Below are 17,914 nucleotides of genomic sequence, written 5' to 3'. Positions count from 1 at the left end.
CGATGATCACATCACTCCATCGGCCGGCCGTTTCGCGGCCGGGCGTCCAGGACGTGCCGCGGCGGACGCCGGGGAGCCCGTCGTGAGAGCCGACCGCAAGCCGGGCCCGGAGCCGGCCACCAGTACCCGCGCGGAGCCCGCCAACAAGGTCGAGGCCCTCGCCGACTGGACCGACGGACGGCTCGGCATCTACGCCCTGTCCAAGTCCAACCTGCGCAAGATCTTCCCGGACCACTGGTCCTTCATGCTGGGCGAGATCTGCCTCTACACCTTCCTCATCATCATCCTGACCGGCGTCTGGCTGACCCTCTTCTTCGTCCCGTCCATGGGCGAGGTCGTCTACGACGGCAGCTACGTGCCGCTCAAGGGCATCCGGATGTCGGAGGCCTACGCCTCGACGCTGGGCATCAGCTTCGAGATCCGCGGCGGCCTGCTGATCCGCCAGATCCACCACTGGTCCGCGATCGTCTTCGTGGCCGCCATGTTCACGCACATGTTCCGGGTCTTCTTCACCGGCGCGTTCCGCAAGCCCCGCGAGATCAACTGGCTGTTCGGCGCGGGCCTGCTGATCCTCGGCATGTTCGACGGCTTCATGGGCTACTCGCTGCCCGACGACCTGCTCTCCGGCACCGGCATCCGGTTCATGGAGGGCGCGGTCCTCGCCGTGCCGATCGTCGGAAGCTACATCGAGATGTTCATGTTCGGAGGCCAGTTCCCGGGCTCCATCATCATTCCGCGGCTCTTCACCGTGCACGTCCTGCTGATCCCGGGCATCATGCTGGGCCTGCTGGTGGCCCACCTGATCCTGGTCTTCTACCACAAGCACACCCAGTTCGCCGGGCCCGGCCGGACCAACGAGAACGTGGTCGGCATGCCGCTGATGCCGGTCTACATGGCCAAGGCGGGCGGCTTCTTCTTCCTGGTGTTCGGCGTGGTCTCGGCGATGGCCGCGATCGCCACCGTCAACCCGATCTGGGCGTACGGCCCGTACCGGCCGGACCAGGTGTCCACCGACGCCCAGCCGGACTGGTACATGGGCTTCTCGGAAGGCCTGATCCGGATCATGCCGGGCTGGGAGATCGGCCTCTGGGGCCACACGCTCGTCATGGGCGTGTTCGTCCCGCTGATGATCTTCCCGCTGATCCTGGTGGCGATCTGGGCCTACCCGTTCCTGGAGGGATGGATCACCGGGGACAGGCGCGAGCACCACATCGCCGACCGGCCCCGCAACGCGCCGGTGCGCACCGCCTTCGGCGCCGCCTGGATCGCCCTCTACCTGATCCTGCTCGCCGCCGGCGGCAACGACCTGCTCGCCACCCACTTCCACCTGTCCATCAACGCCATCACCAACGCGGCCCGGATCGGCTTCTTCGTCGGTCCGGTGATCGTCTTCGTGATCACCAAGCGCTGGTGCCTGGGCCTGCAGCGGCGGGACCGGGAGAAGGTGCTGCACGGGCGCGAGACCGGCGTCATCCAGCGGCTGCAGCACGGCGAGTTCGTCGAGGTGCACGCGCCGCTGCCGCAGGACCGGCTCTACACGCTCACCTCGCACGACCAGCCGCAGCCGGTCGTGCTGCCGCCCGCGGTGGACGAGAACGGGGTGGCCCGCAAGGTGTCCATCTGGAAGCGCGCCCGGGCCAAGCTCTCCCGCGGCTTCTACGGCGAGGGCGCCCAGATCGCCAAGCCGACCGCCGAGGAGCACGAGAAGATCAGCAGCGGCCACGGCCACCACTGAGACCCGCGCACCGCGCGCACGGGCCCGCCGCGCACCCGAGGGGTGTGCGGCGGGCCCGTGCGCGGCCGGTGGCGGGCCGTCAGGCGCGCAGCGCGGCCGGGAGCACGGCGAGCAGCGCCGCGGCGAACGCCACCGCCAGGCAGACCGCCGCCCAGCGGGCGCAGACCCGGCGGCACTCGGCGCGGTAGCGGGCGGCCAGCTCGCGGCAGCGGCCGACGGCCCGGTCGACGACCTCCTCGGCGTACCGCAGCCGGTCGTCGGCGTAGGCGCGCTCCACCGCCTCCCGGTCGTCCTCGGGGAGCCAGGGGAAGCGGTCGGCGAAGGCCCGGGCGTCCCGCCCGGCCGCCGCGACCTCCGCCTCCCAGGCGAGGTAGCCCTCCAACCTCGCGATCTCCGCCCCGGTGTCCGCCACCGAGCGGACGTTCCGCGCCTTCGGCGGACGCTGCCTGCCACCCATGACCGCTCCCTCTGCCGTGCCGTCCCCGGCCTTCCCGACCTCCGCCCCCGGCGGATCGCTCCGCAAGCACGCCATCACTACCAGCGACCGTCCGGCATCCGGCCGCCGACTCGCCGGACCGCCGCGCACCGCCCCCGGGAGCCGCCCGGCCGGCAGGCAGCGCGCACCCGACCGCGCGCGCCGGGGCCGCTCCGGCGCACTGCGGCAGGCGCACCCGGCCGACCACTCCCCCGCGCCACCATGGACACGCTCCGCACACACCCGTGTACCATCGGCGATCGAGGCGGCGCCCCTGCCCGGCGCCGGAGCGGCCCGCCGTCCCCGGCCCCGTCCGGGACGCGAACCAGGAGGTCAGCCATGCCCGACGCCGGTCGGTTCAGCGAGTCGGGCGAGCAGGGCTCGCGCGCGGTGATGGAGGCGGCGGCCGTCCTGGAGCGCGAGCTGGCCGCCGGACTCGCCGACGCCAGGGCCGCGACGGAGCGGCTGACCGGCGAGCACCGCGTCGACCAGGAGGAGTTCGACCGGCTGGTGCGCCGGGTCTCCGAGAACACCCACCAGCTCATCGACGCGGTCAGCGAGCGGGTGCTCGCCAGCACCACCGGCGAGGTCTCCGAACACACCCAGCGCCTCACCGCCAACGCCCACGACGTCGTCGACCTGCTGCTCGGCCTCGGCTCGCTCGTCCCCGGCCTCGCCAACCGCGGGCTGCAGGACGCCTTCGGACCGCAGCGCACCGCACGGCCGGGCGACGGCGCCGGCCCGACGCCCGGCGCGGCTCCCGGCGAGCGGCCGGACGAGCGGCCGGACGAGCGGCCGCAGGGGTGAGCGCCCCGGCCGCGTCCCCCGCCCTCGGCGCGCCGCTGGTCGAGCACGTCCTGGCCCGCTACCGCGAGCGGACCGTCGCCGAACTCCTGCGCCACATCCCCGAGCAGAGCCCGCCGTACCTCTACGACCTGGCCGCCGACTACCCCACCCGCCCCTGCAAGGGCCTGCGCGGGGCGCTCTGCCTGGCCACCTGCGCGGCCTTCGGCGGGCGCTCCGAACGGGCCCTCAACCCGGCCGTCACCGTGGAGCTGTTCCACAACGCCTTCCTCGTCCACGACGACATCCAGGACGGCAGCGAGCTGCGCCGGGGCGCGCCCACCCTGCCCGCCCGGTACGGGGTCGAGGTCGCGCTGAACGTCGGCAACGCGATCAACCTGCTCGGGCTGCGCCGGGTGATGGCCAACCGGCGGGGGCTCGGCGGGGAGCTGGCCTGGCGGCTGTTCGAGGAGACCGAGCTGATGTGCCGCCAGTCACTGGAGGGCCAGGCGCTGGAGATCGGCTGGATCCGCGACAACGCCTGCGGGCTGACCGCCACCGACTACTACCGGATGTGCCTGAAGAAGACCTCCTGGTACACCTTCCTCTACCCGTGCCGCTCCGGCCTGCTGGTCGCCGAGGGCCCGGGCACCGACGCGAACCGGCTGGACCGGTTCGGCTGGTACCTGGGCGCCGCCTTCCAGATCCAGGACGACGTGCTCAACCTGACCGGGGCCGCCGAGGAGTACGGCAAGGAGATCGCCGGGGACCTCTGGGAGGGCAAGCGCACCCTGATGCTGATCCACCTGCTGGAGCGCGCCACCCCCGCCGAACGGGCCCGGGTGGTGCGCCATCTGAGCCTCACCCGGGCGCAGCGCGGCCCCGGGGCGGCGGCGGAGGTGGCCTGGCTGCTCGACCGGATGGCGGCGTACGACTGCGTGGCGAGCGCCCGGGAGGCGGCGGCCGGGCTGGTGGCGGCCGCCGGACGGGAGGTCGGGGCGGTGCTGGCGGGGGCGCCGGAGCCGCCCGACGAGGAGGCGGCGCAGGCCCTGGCGTTCCTCGCCGCACTGCCGGACTTCGTGGTGGCCCGCGGCCGTTGACCCTCTGTCCACTCCCCGCCCCGGACGATGTCACCCCGGTTGCGTAGGATCCGCGACACCGGTCCCGGAGGCAGGGAACCGGCCGCGCGGCGCTCCGCGTCACCGGGGGTGACGTCGCACAGGTCGAGCTGGGGGTGGGGTGGCCGATGTCCCTACGGTCAGGTCTGCGGGAACTCGAACGGCTCGCCGGCCGGCTGCCGGCCGGCGCCGAGCTGTACCGGCTGCGCCCCGACGGCCGCGTGCTGCTCGCGGACCGGGACGGCGCCCGGGAGTTGGGACCGGATTCGGCGCACGGTCCGGCCGGGGAGGAACTGCTCCGGTTCATCGACGAGGGCCAGTTCGCCCACTACCTGGTCGGCGACGCCAAGACCTCGCCGGAGCGGCCGTCGAACGCCACCTACAAGCTCGGCATCGTCGCGCCGCGCAGCGCCTTCACCCCCCACGCGCACGGCGGCGAGCACCTGGTGCTCAGCCTCGGCCACGCCGCCTGCGGCCTCTACGACGCCGAGCGGCGCCGAGTGGTGGACGTCCCGCTGACGCCGGGGCTGCTGATCCGGATACCCGAGCTGATGCCGCACTCCTTCGCCAACCGGGGCCGCGAACCGCTCAACATCCTGGCCGCCAACACCGGGTACGGCATCGACCACGAGGACTACGCGATCACCGCGGCCGAGGCCGAGCGCCGCTCGGAGGCCGAACTCGCCGAGGCGCTGCGGGCGGTGGAGCGCGGTCAGCGGATCGGGCAGGTCGGCCGGCGGGAGCGGCTCGCCGCGGGGCTGCGCAGGCTGGCGGCGGCGCTGGAGGAATCGGGCCGATGATCTGTCCGCACTGCGAGGCCCGGTTACGCGGCCGTGAACGCACCGGGCGGGTCTGCGGACGCTGCCGCAAGCCGTTCGCGCTGGAGCCGAAATCTACCCGGGGCCTGCACGACCTGCGGCTGCGGCGCACGGTGGAGCGGCTGGGCGACGGCGGCCGGGTCGTCCTGACGGTGGAGCAGCTGCGCTGGGCCTTCCACGAGCGGCGGCCGCCCGGGCCGGTGCCCCGCGAAAACCCGCCCGCGCGACCGAATCCGCCGAGGTTCGACCATCCGGTCGTCATCGCCGTCAACTTCGTCGTGGCTGCGGCGGCGATGACCGGTGTCTGCTACCTGCTCACCCTGTCGATCGGCCTGATCGTCTTCACGCTCCCCCTCGCCGCCATCGGCCTCATGGTGCTCCACGGGGCGGTGACCGAGCTGGTCCGGTGGTCCCGGCGGCACGGGCTGAGATCCGCCCACGAGCAGGCCGAACGGGCCTGGCAGGAACGGCGCAAACGCCTCAAGCAGCGGCAGGCCCAGTGGACCTCACCGCTCGGCAACGACTCCGCCTGGAACGCGGACATGTTCCGCAGCTCGGTCGTCGAGCGCTGGATCGCGGTCCACGGCGCGCTCCCGGAGGGCGTGGTCGAGGAGTCCGCCGTGCGGCCGGCCGAGCTGGACGGCCCGGCGGCGCTCGGCGTGCTCTGCCCGGATCGGACGGTCACCGCGTTCCTTCACGTCAACGGATTCCCCGCGCGGTACCGGGCGGTGCTTGTCGCCACGCCGGCCGAACTGCCGAAGGGCCTTCCGGTGATCGTCCTGCACGACGCCTCGCCGGCGGGCTGCCTGCTGGCCGGCGAGGCCCGCGCCGCGCGGCCGGACAGCACGGTGGTGGACGCCGGGCTGTCGGCGCGCACCGTCCTGGCGGCGGGCGGGCGGGCCGTCCAGCTGTACGAGCACCAGCTGCGCGAGCCGCTGAGGCGGCAACTGCGGCAGCTTCCCGCACTCACCGAGGCGGAGCGCGCCTGGTTCACCCGGGGCCTGTGGAGCCCGCTCGCCGCCCAACCGCCCCGCCGCGTCCTGGCGATGGCCGAGCGGGCCGCCGACCGGGCCCTGCGCCGCGATGTCGGATTCCTCAGCTGGCCGGTACCGGAGGTGCCGCGATGATCTGCCCGAACTGCTCGAAGGACCTGCTCCAGCGCCAGCGCCCCCGGCACCGGTGCTCCTACTGCCGCAAGGAGTTCGCACTCGACCCGAAGAGCGACGGCGTCGGCCTGCACGACGTACGGATCCGCAAGGTGATCGCGAAGCTCACCGACGAGGGCCGGCTGACCGTCACCAGCGGACAGCTCAACTACGCCCTGCAGCACCGCGGGCGGCCCCCGGTGAAGTTCCGCGGCAGCCGGAGCGACGCGGCGGCGCTGATCACCTTCGCGGTGATCGGCCTGGTGGCGGCCTTCATCCTGAGCGGCACCGGTTTCGGCAAGTGGATCCTGCTGGCCGCGCTCGTCATGATCGGCTTCGGCATCCGCAACTGGGCGCTGGCCGACTCCCCCGTGCCGGACACCTCGGTGAACTCGCGCTGGACCGAGGACCAGTTCCGCCGCACCGTGCTGGACCGCTGGCGGGCCGTCTACGGCGCCCTGCCGGCCGGGCTGGTGGAGGACGGGCTGGTGCAGCCCGGACCACTGCCCGCCGGCCCGGCGTTCGTCGTGCTCTGCCCGGACCGGACGGTCGGCGCCTTCCTGCACGCCAACCGCTACCACGAGCGCCACCGCGCGCTGGTCGTCACCGATCCGCGCGCCGTCCCGGCGGGCCTGCCGCTGGTGGTCCTGCACGACGCCTCGCCGTACGGCCACCTGCGGGTCGCCGAGGCCCGGGCCGGGCGGCCCGGACTGCGGGTGCTGGACGCCGGGCTCTCGGTGCGCACCGTGCTGACCGACGAGCACAAGTACACGCTGCTGCGCGACATCCACCGCCCGGCGGAGCTGGCGGCCCGGCTGGAGCGGGAGCTGCCCGAGCTGACCGCCGGCCAGCGCGACTGGTTCGCCGAGGGCTGGTGGACCCCGCTGGCGGCGCTGCCGCCCAAGCGGCTGCTGGCGCTCGCCGAGCGGGCCGCCGAGCGGATCACCGCGCCGCCGGCGCCCCGGGACCCGGCCGCCCTGCGGACCGGCCCGGTGCGCTCCCCGGCGGCGGGGCGGCCGGAGAGCCCGGTCGAGACCCGTCGGCGGGCGCTCGCCGTGGGCTTCATGACCTGGCCCGAGCCCGGGCCGGACGGCACGACCGAGGACGGCGGCCGCCCCGGCGGCACCGACCTCCGCAAAGGCCCCGCGTGACGGCGGGGACGACGAGAGGCAGGAACCCCATGACGCTGCGTCCGCTGCTGGACGGCGCACTGACCGTCGCCGCCGGCCGGGCCGGGGCGCCCGGCGGGCTGCGGTACACCGAGCGCCAGCTCTACTACGAGCTGTGCCGGGTCCTCCAGCCGCTGCACGCCGGACCGCGCCGGATCCCGTACACGCTGGCGCCGCCCGTGCGGTACGCCCGGTTCGCCGCCGCGCTGGCCGCGCGCCACGACGAGCTGCCCGGCCTGCTGCCGGCGCCGCCCGCGCCGCGTCCGGCCGGCCCGGGGGCGGTCGGCCCGGGGGCCGCCGACGCGGCGGAGCCCGACCTCTACGACTACGGGCTGCCCCGGCTGCTGGTCTGCCAGAGCCGGGAGATCACCGCGATGCTGCTCGCCAACGACCTGCATCTGGAGGCCGCCTGTCCGATCGTCGCGGCCGGTGACCTGCCGCTGGACGAACGGCTGGTGGCGGCGCTGGAGCGGGCCGGGGGCGCCGTCGTGCACGTGCTGCACGACGCCAGTCCGTCGGGGCTGGCCTGCTTCGAGGAGGTCCGGGCGGCGTACCGGCCGGAGCCGGAGCCCGCGGCGGGACCGACGGCGGGACCGACGGCAGACCCGGCGCAGGGCGTCCGGGTGCGCTCGATGGGCCTGGTGCCCCGGCACGCCGCCACCCTGCACCTCACCTCCGGACGCGGCCCGCACGGCTACCGGGGGCCGCTGCCCGCCGGGCTGCGCCCCGAGGAGCGGGCCTGGCTCGGCAGCGGTCGGACCATCGAACTGGCCGCCGTCGCCCCGGCCCGGCTGCTGCACACGGTGATCCGCCAGGTCCGCGGCGGCGGCACGGCCGGACCGCGCCGCACCCCGCTGCGCCGGCGCGTGCGCACCGCGCGCGGCAGCGGCTTCCTCAGCTGGCCGACCGGCTGAACCCGCACCCCCTCCCCGTCCCGTCCCGATCCGTGAGGACCCCGCACCCATGAGCAACGCACGCCACCTCGGCTACCGCGACGAACTGCTGGCGGACGGCCAAGTGCACCGCCGATACGAGGACGGCCGCAGCGAGTGGCGCCGGCGCGGTACCGACCGGCAGATCCACTGGCACGACAGCCTCGGCCGCTCCGGCACCGACGAACCCCTCGGCCGCGACCTGGTCAAGCGGCGGTACGCGGACGGCGCCACCGAGTACGGCCGTGACATCGGCTACGGGCGCACCGTGTGGGGCGGCGGGCTGGTCACCCTGAACCGCAGCTCCTTCGGCGGGCGGCTCGGCGTGGTGGTCGGCGCCCTCGGCGTGGCGGGGGTCGCCGCGATCACCGCCGCGCAGCTGCCGCCGGACGAGCTGTCGGAGGCCGAGGAGGAGGAACTGCGGGCCGAGGCCCGGCGGCAGGCCTCCAGCGGCGGTGACGGGGGCGGCGACGTCTCCACGGGCGACGACGGCGACGACGGACACGACGGCCACCACGCGGACCCGGCCGCCGACGACGGGTCCGCCGACGACTTCGGCGACTGGAACGACTCCGACGACGGCTGGGACGGCGACGACTTCGGCTGAGCCGCCCCCGCCACCGGCCCGCCCGGCCTCCGCACCACCCCGGCCCCGCCCCGGCGGGCCGCCACTCGATCGAAAGGCACCGCGCCACCATGCCCCGCTGCTGCGCCTGCGCCGGCCCCGACGCCGACCGGGCCCGCACCCACCTCGCCGCCCTCACCGGCGCCCCCGCCCCCGACGGCGCGCAGGCCGCCCTGCTGCACGCCGAACCCGGCTTCGCGACCGGCCCGTTCACCGTCGACGGCACCACCGCCGTCGGCGAGGTCACCCTGCACAACCGCCCCGAGCTGCTCGCCGCCCTCGCCGCGGCCGGCTCCCCCGCCCCCGACGGCTGCCCCGACGGCGAGCTGCTGCTGCGGCTGTGGCGGCGGCTCGGCGCGGACGGCCTGCGGCGGGCCGACGGCATGTTCGCGCTCGCCGTCGTCGACGGCACCGACCTCGTCCTGATCCGCGACCACGCCGGCACCCGTACCCTGTTCTACGCCCGCGCCGACGGCTGCTGGGCCTCCTCCACCTCGCTGCGCGCCCTGCGCCACTGGCCCGCGCTCGGCACCGGCCTCAACCTGGCCGCCGTCCGCTCCTTCCTCACCTTCGCCTACCTGCCCGGCGAGGAGACCCTGCTGCGCGGCGTCCACGAGGCGCTGCCCGGCCGCGCGCTGCGTCTGGCCGCCGACGGGTCCGCCCGCCAGGAGCCGTTCTGGGAGCCCGCCGAGCGCCTGCCCGAGGGCGAGGCGCCGCCGGCCGAGGCGTACGCGCGGCAGCTGCGCGGGCTGCTCGAACAGGCCACCGCCCGGCGGCTGCCGGACGACGGTCCGGTCGGGGTGCTGCTGTCCGGCGGTGTCGACAGCTCGCTGGTCACCGCGCTCGCCGCCGGGCTGCACGACCACCCGGTGCACACCTACTCGATCAGCTTCGGCGACCGGCTGCCCAACGAGCTGGGGTACTCCGGTCTGGTCGCCGACCACTGCGGCACCCGGCACCGGATCCTCACCGTCTCCGGCGAGGAGGTCGCCGCCCGGCTCGCCGACACCGTCGCCCTGCTCGACAGCCCGGTCGGCGACCCGCTGACCGTCCCCAATCTGATGCTCGCCGAGGCCGTCGCCGCCGACGGGATCACCGTCTCGCTCAACGGCGAGGGCGGCGACCCGGTGTACGGCGGGCCGAAGAACCTGCCGATGCTGGTCCACGAGATGCACCGGGACGACCCGTCCCCCGAGGCGCGGGCCGAGGCCTACCTGCGGTCCTACCGCAAGTGCTACGAGGACCTGCCCCGGCTGCTCACCGCCGACGCCCTGCACGCCCTGGCCGGCGAACCGCGGCCGCACCGCTTCGTCGCCCCCTACCTGGCCCCGGGGCCGATGCGGGCGCTGCTCAACCAGCTGCTGCACTGCAACCTGCGCACCAAGGGTGCCCACCACATCCTCACCAAGGTCGAGCGGCTCACCGCCTCGCGCGGGGTGCAGGGCCGCTCACCGCTGTTCGACCGGCAGGTCGTCGACCACGCCTTCGCCACCCCGCCGACCCTCAAGCTGCGCGGCACGGTGGAGAAGTGGGTGCTCAAGGAGGCCGTGCGGGACCTGCTGCCCGCGGCCGTCGTCGACCGGCCCAAGAGCGGCATGCGGGTCCCGGTCCAGCAGTGGTTGCACGGCCCGCTGCGCGAGCTCTCCGGCGAGCTGCTGCTCGGACGCACCGCCCGTGAACGCGGGCTGGTCCGCCCGGACACCGTGCGCACCTGGATGCGCCGCGAGGGCACCCTGCTGCCCCGCCAGGGCGGCAAGCTCTGGCTGGTGCTCACCCTCGAACTCTGGCTGCGCTCCTACGATCTGTGACCCGCTCGCCCACGTCCCCTGCTGCCCCGGCCCGGGAGGCCCCGCCATGGCACCGTCCACCGCTTCCGCCACCGCTTCCGCCACCGACTCCACCGCCGACCTCGCCACCGATTCCGCCGACGCACCCGAGCTCCACCTGACCGACCCGCGCACCGGTCACACCCGGGGCACGCTCGTCCCCGCGCGGGCCGGGCAGGTCGCCGCGACCGTCACCCGCGCCCGGGCCGCCGCCGCGCGCTGGCGCGCGCTCACCCCGCGCGAGCGCGAGCGCCGCCTGGACGCGCTCGCCGACCTGATCGAGCGCCACCTCACCGAGTACACCGTGCTGGAGCAGGCCGGCACCGGGAAGCCCGAGGCGGAGGCCACCGCCGAGATACGCGAGGTCGCCGACCTGTTCCGGTTCTCCGCGGGCGCCGCGCGCACCGGCACCGCGCCGGCCGCCGGCCGCTACCTGCCCGGCCACGAGAGCTGGGTGCGCTGGGAGCCGGTCGGCGTGGTCGCCGCCGTCGTGCCGTGGAACTACCCGCTGCTGATGGCCGCCTGGCGCGCCGCCCCGGCACTCGCCGCCGGGAACGCCGTCGTGGTCAAGCCCGCCGAGACCACCCCCGACTCCGCGACGCTGCTCGCCGCCCACGCCGCCGAGGCGCTCGGCGAGGACGTGCTCACCGCCCTTCCCGGGGACCGCGACACCGGCCGGCTGCTGGTCGCCGCCGCGGTGGACCTGATCGCCTTCACCGGCAGCGCGGCCGCCGGCGCCGACATCACCGCCCGGGCCGGGCACCGCCGGGTCAGCCTGGAACTCGGCGGCAACAGCCCGGTGCTGGTGCTGCCGGACGCCCCCGCGCACACCTGGTCCGCGCTCGCGGCGGCGTGCACCTACAACGCCGGGCAGAGCTGCGCCGCGCCCGCCCGGGTGATCACCCTCACCGAGCACTACGAGCGGACCGTCGAGGCCCTCGCCGCCGCGCTCGGCGAGCACGAGGCCGGCCGGGACTTCGGCCCGCTCAACAACCCCGGCCAGGCCGCCCGCTACGACCGGATCCTCGCCGCCTCGGGCGCCGAGCGCTCACTGCCCGCGCCCGGCCGCGCCGACGGCCTCTGGCGCCCGGCCCGGCTGCTCGCCGACCTCCCCGACGACGACCCGGCGGTGGTCGAGGAGGTGTTCGGCCCGCTGCTCACCGTCCAGCACGCCCCCACCGTCGACGCCGCGCTCGCCCTCGCCAACGCCGTGCCGCAGGCACTCGGCGCGAGCGTCTGGACCGCCGACCTGTCCACCGCCCTGGACCTCACCGCGCGGCTGGACGCCGGCGAGACCTGGATCAACTGCCACCTCGTCCAGACCGCCGAACTCCCGCACGGTGGCCGCGGCGCCTCCGGCCAGGGCACCGACCTCTCCGTGCTGGCCCTGCACGAGTACCAGCGCCCCAAGACGGTGACCGCCCGGCTCTGAGGACCGGCTCCGAGGACCGGCGGCACGGCCGGCCGTGCCGCCACCCCCGGGCCGGGCCCCGCACCGGGCCAGGTGGCCGGGCGGTCAGCCGCACCGACGGTGCCGATCACGAGCGGCTTCCGGGTGCCGTCGGACGTCCACCAGGTCCCGCCGCGGCTGGGGTCGGCCGGGTCACGGACGTACGACGGCGCCCCCGCCCCCTCCGGAGAGGGGACGGGGGCGCGTGTACGCGGGTGGTGCTACCGGCCGGTGGAGGCGTGCACCCGGTCGGCCGGGTCGTCGTCCTCGACCGGCTCCGGCTTGCCGGACGGGTGCGGCACCCGGACGGAGCCCGGGACGCTCCGGCCCTTGCGGGCGGCCTCGGCGAGGGCGAGCTGCCGGTCCGCCTCGGCCTGGATGGCGTCCTTGTCACCGATCTCGGCGTCCGGCAGCGCGTCCGGCAGGATGTCCTCCAGCAGGCGCAGCGGCCGGTAGGCGAGGCCGAGCAGGCCCCAGACGAAGAGCACCAGGCCGACCACCACGAGCAGCAGTCCGGCGCCGCGGCCCGGCCCGGTGCCGAGCACCAGGCCGACCGAGTCGGCCAGCGCGCCGCCGGGCCGCATCATCGGCTCGAAGACGTGGTCGGAGAGCGGGCCCGCGGTGAGGAAGCCGAGCGGCATCATCGACATGGCGAGCATCTGGTTGGTCGCCAGGACGCGGCCCTGGAGCTCCATCCCGACCTTGGTCTGGATCAGCGCCATCCAGTGCGAGTTGAGGATCATCATGGCCGACCAGAGGACGAAGAGTCCGCAGGCGGTCAGCGCGGTCTCCGGGCGGCTGCCGGCCAGGACGGCGGCGAGGCCGACCACCGAGGTGAAGCCGATCATGCCGATGGTGCGGCGGCGGGTGCCGCCCCAGAGCCCCATGACCAGGGCGCCGATCATGGCCCCGAGGCCGCCGAGCGCGGTGATGACGCTGAGCTGCAGGGGCGTGCCGCTGGCCAGCACCATCGGGGTGATCAGCACGGTGGCGACGGCGAACAGGTAGTTGAACACCACGAAGAAGACCACCATCGCGACCAGGCTGTGCCGGCGCGCGATGTACCGCCAGCCGGTGACGACCTCGCGCCAGAGCGGCTCCTCCTGCTTGTCGAACATGGCGTCCGGGAAGCGGACGATCAGCAGGCAGGTGACACCGGTGAGGAAGGTCGCCATGTCGAACAGCACGACGCCGTGCAGGCCGATCAGCGTGACCAGCACGCCGCCCGCCAGGATGGCCATCATGTCGCCCGCGCCGGTGCCCAGCTGGGCGAGGCCGTTGGCCTGGCCCAGGTAGCGCTTGGGCACGAGCTGGGTGATCGAGGCGAGGTAGGCGGGCCGTTGGAAGGCTCCACAGGTGGAGCCGATGCAGGCCACCACGTAGATGTGCCAGATCTGGAGCAGGTCGGCCCAGAGCAGCAGACCGAGGCCGAGCATGCCGGCGGCGGCCACGGTGTCCGTGACGATCATGATCTTGCGCCGGTCGACCCGGTCGGCGAGCGCGCCGGCGACCGGTAGCAGCAGGACGGCCGGCAGCACCGCGATGAACGAGATCATCGCGAAGTCGAAGGCCGAGTTGGTCTGCTGGTAGACCCAGACGCCGAGTGCGAAGGTCGACAGGCTGGTGCCGATCATCGAGATGAACTGGCCGATCGCCACCTTGGCGAAGATCCCCAGCTCGGCCCGGGCGGCCGGGCGCTTGACCGCGGCCGGGGTGGATATCTCCCCGGTGGCGGCGAACTCCGCCAGCACCCGGGCGAGTTCGTCGGCCTGGTGCTTGAGGAAGTAGTGCCCGGCGCGCGGCACGACGGCGAGCTCGACGGTGTCGCCGAAGTGCTCCCACTCGGCGTACCGCTCCTCGTAGAGCAGGGTGGCGCGGTCCTTCTCGCCGACCACGCACAGGATCGGGGCGTCGATCTTCTCCGGCCGCTCGTCCCCGTAGGCGCGGGTGTAGAAGTCCTCGGCCTGCCGCACGTCGTGGCGCAGCGCCCGGACCAGGAAGTCCTGCTCGGCCTGGTCGTAGACGTCGGTGAAGCCGCCCATGGCGCGCAGGTACTCCAGGTAGCCGCGGTTGGACAGCACCCGGTCGCCCGGCATCCGGCGGGCCATCCACTCGGCGAAGCGCCCGGGCAGCCGGGCGGCCGGGAAGGTGCCGCCGAGCGCGAGGCCGCGCAGGTCGACGCCGGCCGCCTCCAGCCGGGAGCCGAGGGCGGTGGCGAGCGCGCCGCCCAGGCAGTGCCCGTAGAGCAGCACCGGGCCGTCGACCTTCTCCAGCACCTGGGCGGTCAGCTCGTCGGCGAGCCCGTTCAGCTCGGCGAGCTCGTCGTCGGGCCGGCTCGGGTCGTGGCCGGGCAGCTCGACGGCGTACAGCCGGTGGCCGGCGGGCAGCGCGTCGGCGAGCGGCTGGAAGGTGATCGGGCTGCCGCCGCCGTAGGGGACGCAGACCACGTTGATCGCAGCCGGGGCGTTGCCGCGGGTGAGCTTGTGCAGCAGGCTGCGCGGGCCCTCGTCGGCGGTGCCGCCGGCCCGGGCGTCGATCAGCGCGGCCAGCTCGTGCACGGTGGGGTGCTGGAACAGGTCGATGACCGACAGGCCGTCACCGATCAGGCGCACGGCCTTCACGGCGGAGAAGGAGTCGCCGCCGAGCGCGAAGAAGTCGTCGGCCGCGCCGACCTCCTCGGCCTCCAGCACCTTGCGGTAGACCTCGGCCACCGCGTGCTCGGTGTCGGTGGTCAGCTCGCCGCCGCCGGAGACCGGCTGGGCGGCGACCGGCTCGGGCAGGGCGGCCCGGTCGACCTTGCCGTTGGCGTTCAGCGGCAGGGCGTCCAGGACGACCAGGGCGGCCGGGACCATGTAGTCGGGCAGCCGGGTGCGCAGCGCGGCGCGCAGCTCGCCCGGGTCGGGCGCGGCGGCCGGGTCGGCGGGCACCAGGTAGCCGACCAGGGAGCGCGCGGCGCCCTCGCCGCGGGCGACCACGACGGCCTCGCGCACCTCGGGGCGGGCGGTCAGCTCGGCCTCGACCTCGCCGATCTCGACCCGGAAGCCGCGGATCTTGACCTGGTGGTCGATCCGGCCGAGGAACTCGATCGCGCCGTCGGGGCGGCGGCGGACCAGGTCGCCGGTGCGGTAGGCGCGGTGGCCGTCCACCTCCAGGAAGCGCTCGGCGGTGAGGTCGTCGCGGCCGAGGTAGCCGCGGGCCACGCCGCCGCCGGAGACGTACAGCTCGCCGGGGACGCCGAGCGGGACGGGACGCCGGTGGGCGTCCAGCAGGTGGGCGCGGACGTTGCCGAACGGCCGGCCGAGCGGCGCGGTGGCCGCGTCGCCGAGGTCGGCGGGCACGGGCGTGCCGAGCATCGAGACGGTGGTCTCGGTGGGCCCGTAGTGGTTGTGCAGCGGCAGGTCGGGCCGGGCGGCGCGGATCCGGTCCACCAGGTCGGGCCGCAGCGCCTCGCCGGCGCAGATCAGCAGCCGGGCGGGGAGGATCGCGGCGAGGCCGGTGCCGTGCGCGGCCAGGCCCTCCAGGTGGCTGGGGACCAGCTTCATGGCGTCGATCCGGTGCTCGGCCGCGTAGGCGGCGAAGGCGTCCGGGTCGGTGGCCTGGTCGCGGGTCAGCAGGTGCAGGCAGCCGCCGCCGGTGAGCGCGCCGAACACGTTGGTGGTGCCCAGGTCGGCGGCGAAGGTGGAGACCAGCGCCCAGTTCCAGCCCTGCTGGTCGCCGCCGATCCGCTCGCGCAGGCCGTGCAGGTAGTTGCGGTAGTTGCGGTGCTCGACGGCGACGCCCTTGGGCGCGCCGGTGGAGCCGGAGGTGAAGATGAGGTAGCAGAGGTGCTCGGGACGGACGTCCGCCTCGGGCGCGTCGGCACGCTCCTCGCCGTCCGCGACGACCACCGGCAGGTCGGCGGTGAGCCGCTCGCGCAGGTCGTCGGTGGTGACGACGGCGGCGGCCCCGGCGGCGTCGAGCAGGGCGTGGATGCGCCCGTCCGGGTAGACCGGGTCGAGCGGCAGGTAGGCGCCGCCGGCCTTGAGGATGCCGAGCATGCCGACCACCAGCGCGGCGGAGCGCTCGACCAGCAGGCCGACCGGGCGGTCCGGGCCCACGCCGTGCTCGCGCAGCCGGTGGGCCAGCGCGTTGGCGCGCCGGTCGAGTTCGGCGTAGCTGAGGACGCCGTCGGCGCCGCGCACGGCGGGCGCGTCGGGGGTGCGGCGGGCCTGCTCCTCGACCAGGCCGTGCAGGGTGCCGTCGAGGTCCCAGCCGCGCAGGGTCTCGTCGTCCCAGTCGGCGAGCTGCCGCTGCTCGGACGGGGTGAGCAGGGCCAGGTCGGCGAGCGGGCGGTCGGGGCCGGCGGCCATCGCGTCGAGCACCGTGGTGAGGTGGCCGAAGACCCGCCGGACGGTGGCCTCGTCGTACAGCTCGGTGCGCCAGACGAGGTCGGCGGCGAGGTCACCCCCGGTGTCGACGACGGCCACCGACAGGTCGAACTTGGCGGTGTCGGTGCCGATCGGCTGCCAGTCGACGCTGTGGCCGGGCAGCTCGGGACGGGCCTCGGCCTGGTTGTGGACGTTCAGCAGGACCTGGAACAGCGGGGTGTGGGCGAGTTCGCGCTCCAGGCCGAGGGCGTCGATCAGCCGCTCGAACGGCAGGTCCTGATGGCCGTAGGCGCCCAGGGTGGCGTCCTTGACGCGCTCCAGGAGCTCACGGACCGTCGGGTCGCCGGAGAGATCGGTGCGCATCGCCAGGGTGTTGACGAAGCAGCCGACCAGCGGCTCGGTCTCGCTGCGGGTGCGCCCGGCGATCGGGGTGCCGACGGTGACGTCCTCGCTGCCGGTGTAGCGGCCGAGGACGGTCTGCAGGGCGGCCAGCAGCACCATGTAGACGGTGCTGCCGGTCTGTTCGGCGAGGGCGCGGACGCGGCGGCTGCGCTCGGCGCCGAGCTCCGCGGTGAACCGGGCGCCGGTGGTGCCGGCGACGGCCGGCCGCGGCCGGTCGGCGGGCACCGTGACGGTGGCGGTGGCGCCGCGCAGGCGCTCCTGCCACCAGGCCTGCTGGCGGTCGAGTTCGGCGGCGAGCTCGGTCTGCTGCCAGTGCGCGACGTCCGCGTACTGGACGGGCAGCGGCGTGAACGCCGGGGCGGCGCCGGTGCGGCGGGCGCCGTAGGCGGTGGCGAGGTCGCCGAAGAGCACGCCGATCGACCAGCCGTCGGCCGCGATGTGGTGCAGCACCAGACTGAGTACGGCGCCGTCGCCGGTGCGCAGCAGGGCGGCGCGCAGCGGCAGGTCGGCCGCGAGGTCGAACGGACGGCGCGCCTCGGCCTCCAGCCGGGCCTCGACCTGCTCGGCGGGGACGTCGGCGGTGGTGAGGGTGAACCGGTCGGCGGGCAGCGCCTCCGGGCGCACCTCGCCGTCGACCTCCGGGTAGACGGTGCGCAGCACCTCGTGCCGGGCGAGGACGTCGGTGAGGGCGGCGGCGAGGGCGGCCTCGTCGGGTTCGCCCTCGATGCGCAGGGCGAGCGGGATGTGGTAGGCGGCGCTGTCCGGCTCGTACTGGGCCAGGAACCACATCCGGCGCTGGGCCGAGGAGAGCGGCGCCGGGGTTCCCTCGGGGCGCGGGGCGATGGTGCGGCGGTCGGTGCCGCCGCCGGCCGCGGCCGCCTCCTTGGCGGCCTTGGCCTTGGCGAGGCGGCGGCGCAGCAGTTCCTGCCGTCTGGCGGCCGGATCCGGTTCCGGGACGGTCCCGGCGGTGGGCTGGTCGGTCATGCGGTCTCCCCCGTTCGAACGCCGGTGTCTCCGGCGGCCGGGCGTGCGTTGGTGGTTCCGGGCTCTCCGGTGTTGCCGGTGGTTC

Annotated in this window: 12 protein-coding genes; 10 read left to right on the top strand and 2 right to left on the bottom strand. The window is 75.2% G+C overall.

The annotated features are described in order from the left end of the window. The first annotated feature begins 82 nt into the window (after positions 1–82). Positions 83–1,735 carry a cytochrome bc complex cytochrome b subunit gene (locus tag ACFU9E_RS29110; RefSeq protein ID WP_380689839.1) on the top strand — a complete coding sequence of 551 codons (1,653 nt, stop codon included), beginning with the start codon at positions 83–85 and terminating at the stop codon, positions 1,733–1,735. A 79-nt stretch (positions 1,736–1,814) separates the two neighbouring features. Here ACFU9E_RS29110 and ACFU9E_RS29105 read toward each other — a convergent pair whose 3' ends face one another. Further along, a complete protein-coding gene (locus tag ACFU9E_RS29105; protein ID WP_380683725.1) occupies positions 1,815–2,192 on the bottom strand; it encodes a hypothetical protein in 378 nt (125 codons plus the stop codon). Positions 2,193–2,549: 357 nt separating this feature from the next. Between ACFU9E_RS29105 and ACFU9E_RS29100 the strand changes: the two genes are divergently transcribed. From ACFU9E_RS29100 to ACFU9E_RS29060, 9 genes are all read left to right on the top strand, one after another. Continuing rightward, on the top strand, positions 2,550–3,017 hold the full coding sequence (locus tag ACFU9E_RS29100; protein ID WP_380683724.1) for a hypothetical protein: 468 nt from the start codon (positions 2,550–2,552) through the stop codon (positions 3,015–3,017). After that, a complete protein-coding gene (locus tag ACFU9E_RS29095) occupies positions 3,014–4,093 on the top strand; it encodes a polyprenyl synthetase family protein (protein ID WP_380683723.1) in 1,080 nt (359 codons plus the stop codon). The genes ACFU9E_RS29100 and ACFU9E_RS29095 overlap by 4 nt, the downstream gene beginning before the upstream one ends. 146 nt (positions 4,094–4,239) lie before the next feature. Then, positions 4,240–4,911 (top strand): cupin domain-containing protein, encoded by a 672-nt coding sequence (locus ACFU9E_RS29090; RefSeq protein ID WP_380683722.1) that lies wholly within the window; start codon positions 4,240–4,242, stop codon positions 4,909–4,911. Beyond that, positions 4,908–6,056 carry a hypothetical protein gene (locus ACFU9E_RS29085; protein WP_380683721.1) on the top strand — a complete coding sequence of 383 codons (1,149 nt, stop codon included), beginning with the start codon at positions 4,908–4,910 and terminating at the stop codon, positions 6,054–6,056. Before ACFU9E_RS29090 ends, ACFU9E_RS29085 begins: the two co-directional genes overlap by 4 nt. Beyond that, on the top strand, positions 6,053–7,225 hold the full coding sequence (locus tag ACFU9E_RS29080) for a hypothetical protein (RefSeq protein WP_380683720.1): 1,173 nt from the start codon (positions 6,053–6,055) through the stop codon (positions 7,223–7,225). The genes ACFU9E_RS29085 and ACFU9E_RS29080 overlap by 4 nt, the downstream gene beginning before the upstream one ends. Positions 7,226–7,254: 29 nt before the next feature. Further along, complete coding sequence (locus tag ACFU9E_RS29075) at positions 7,255–8,157, top strand: hypothetical protein (RefSeq protein WP_380683719.1); 903 nt, start codon at positions 7,255–7,257, stop codon at positions 8,155–8,157. A 49-nt stretch (positions 8,158–8,206) separates the two neighbouring features. Continuing rightward, a complete protein-coding gene (locus ACFU9E_RS29070; protein ID WP_380683718.1) occupies positions 8,207–8,782 on the top strand; it encodes a hypothetical protein in 576 nt (191 codons plus the stop codon). 89 nt (positions 8,783–8,871) lie between these two features. Continuing rightward, on the top strand, positions 8,872–10,608 hold the full coding sequence (locus ACFU9E_RS29065) for an asparagine synthetase B family protein (protein ID WP_380683717.1): 1,737 nt from the start codon (positions 8,872–8,874) through the stop codon (positions 10,606–10,608). Between the two features lie 46 nt (positions 10,609–10,654). Beyond that, complete coding sequence (locus ACFU9E_RS29060) at positions 10,655–12,058, top strand: aldehyde dehydrogenase family protein (RefSeq protein WP_380683716.1); 1,404 nt, start codon at positions 10,655–10,657, stop codon at positions 12,056–12,058. A gap of 239 nt (positions 12,059–12,297) precedes the next feature. On the opposite strand, the gene ACFU9E_RS29055 is transcribed toward ACFU9E_RS29060, so the two are convergent. Next, on the bottom strand, positions 12,298–17,829 hold the full coding sequence (locus ACFU9E_RS29055) for an amino acid adenylation domain-containing protein (RefSeq protein WP_380715473.1): 5,532 nt from the start codon (positions 17,827–17,829) through the stop codon (positions 12,298–12,300). Between the last annotated feature and the right edge of the window lie 85 nt (positions 17,830–17,914).

Origin of the sequence: Kitasatospora sp. NPDC057595 (assembly GCF_042800875.1) — a bacterium.
In the GTDB taxonomy this organism is placed as follows: Bacteria; Actinomycetota; Actinomycetes; order Streptomycetales; family Streptomycetaceae; genus Kitasatospora.
The sequence above is the reverse complement of the archived record's forward strand: the minus strand, read 5'-3'. Positions and strand labels throughout refer to the sequence as shown.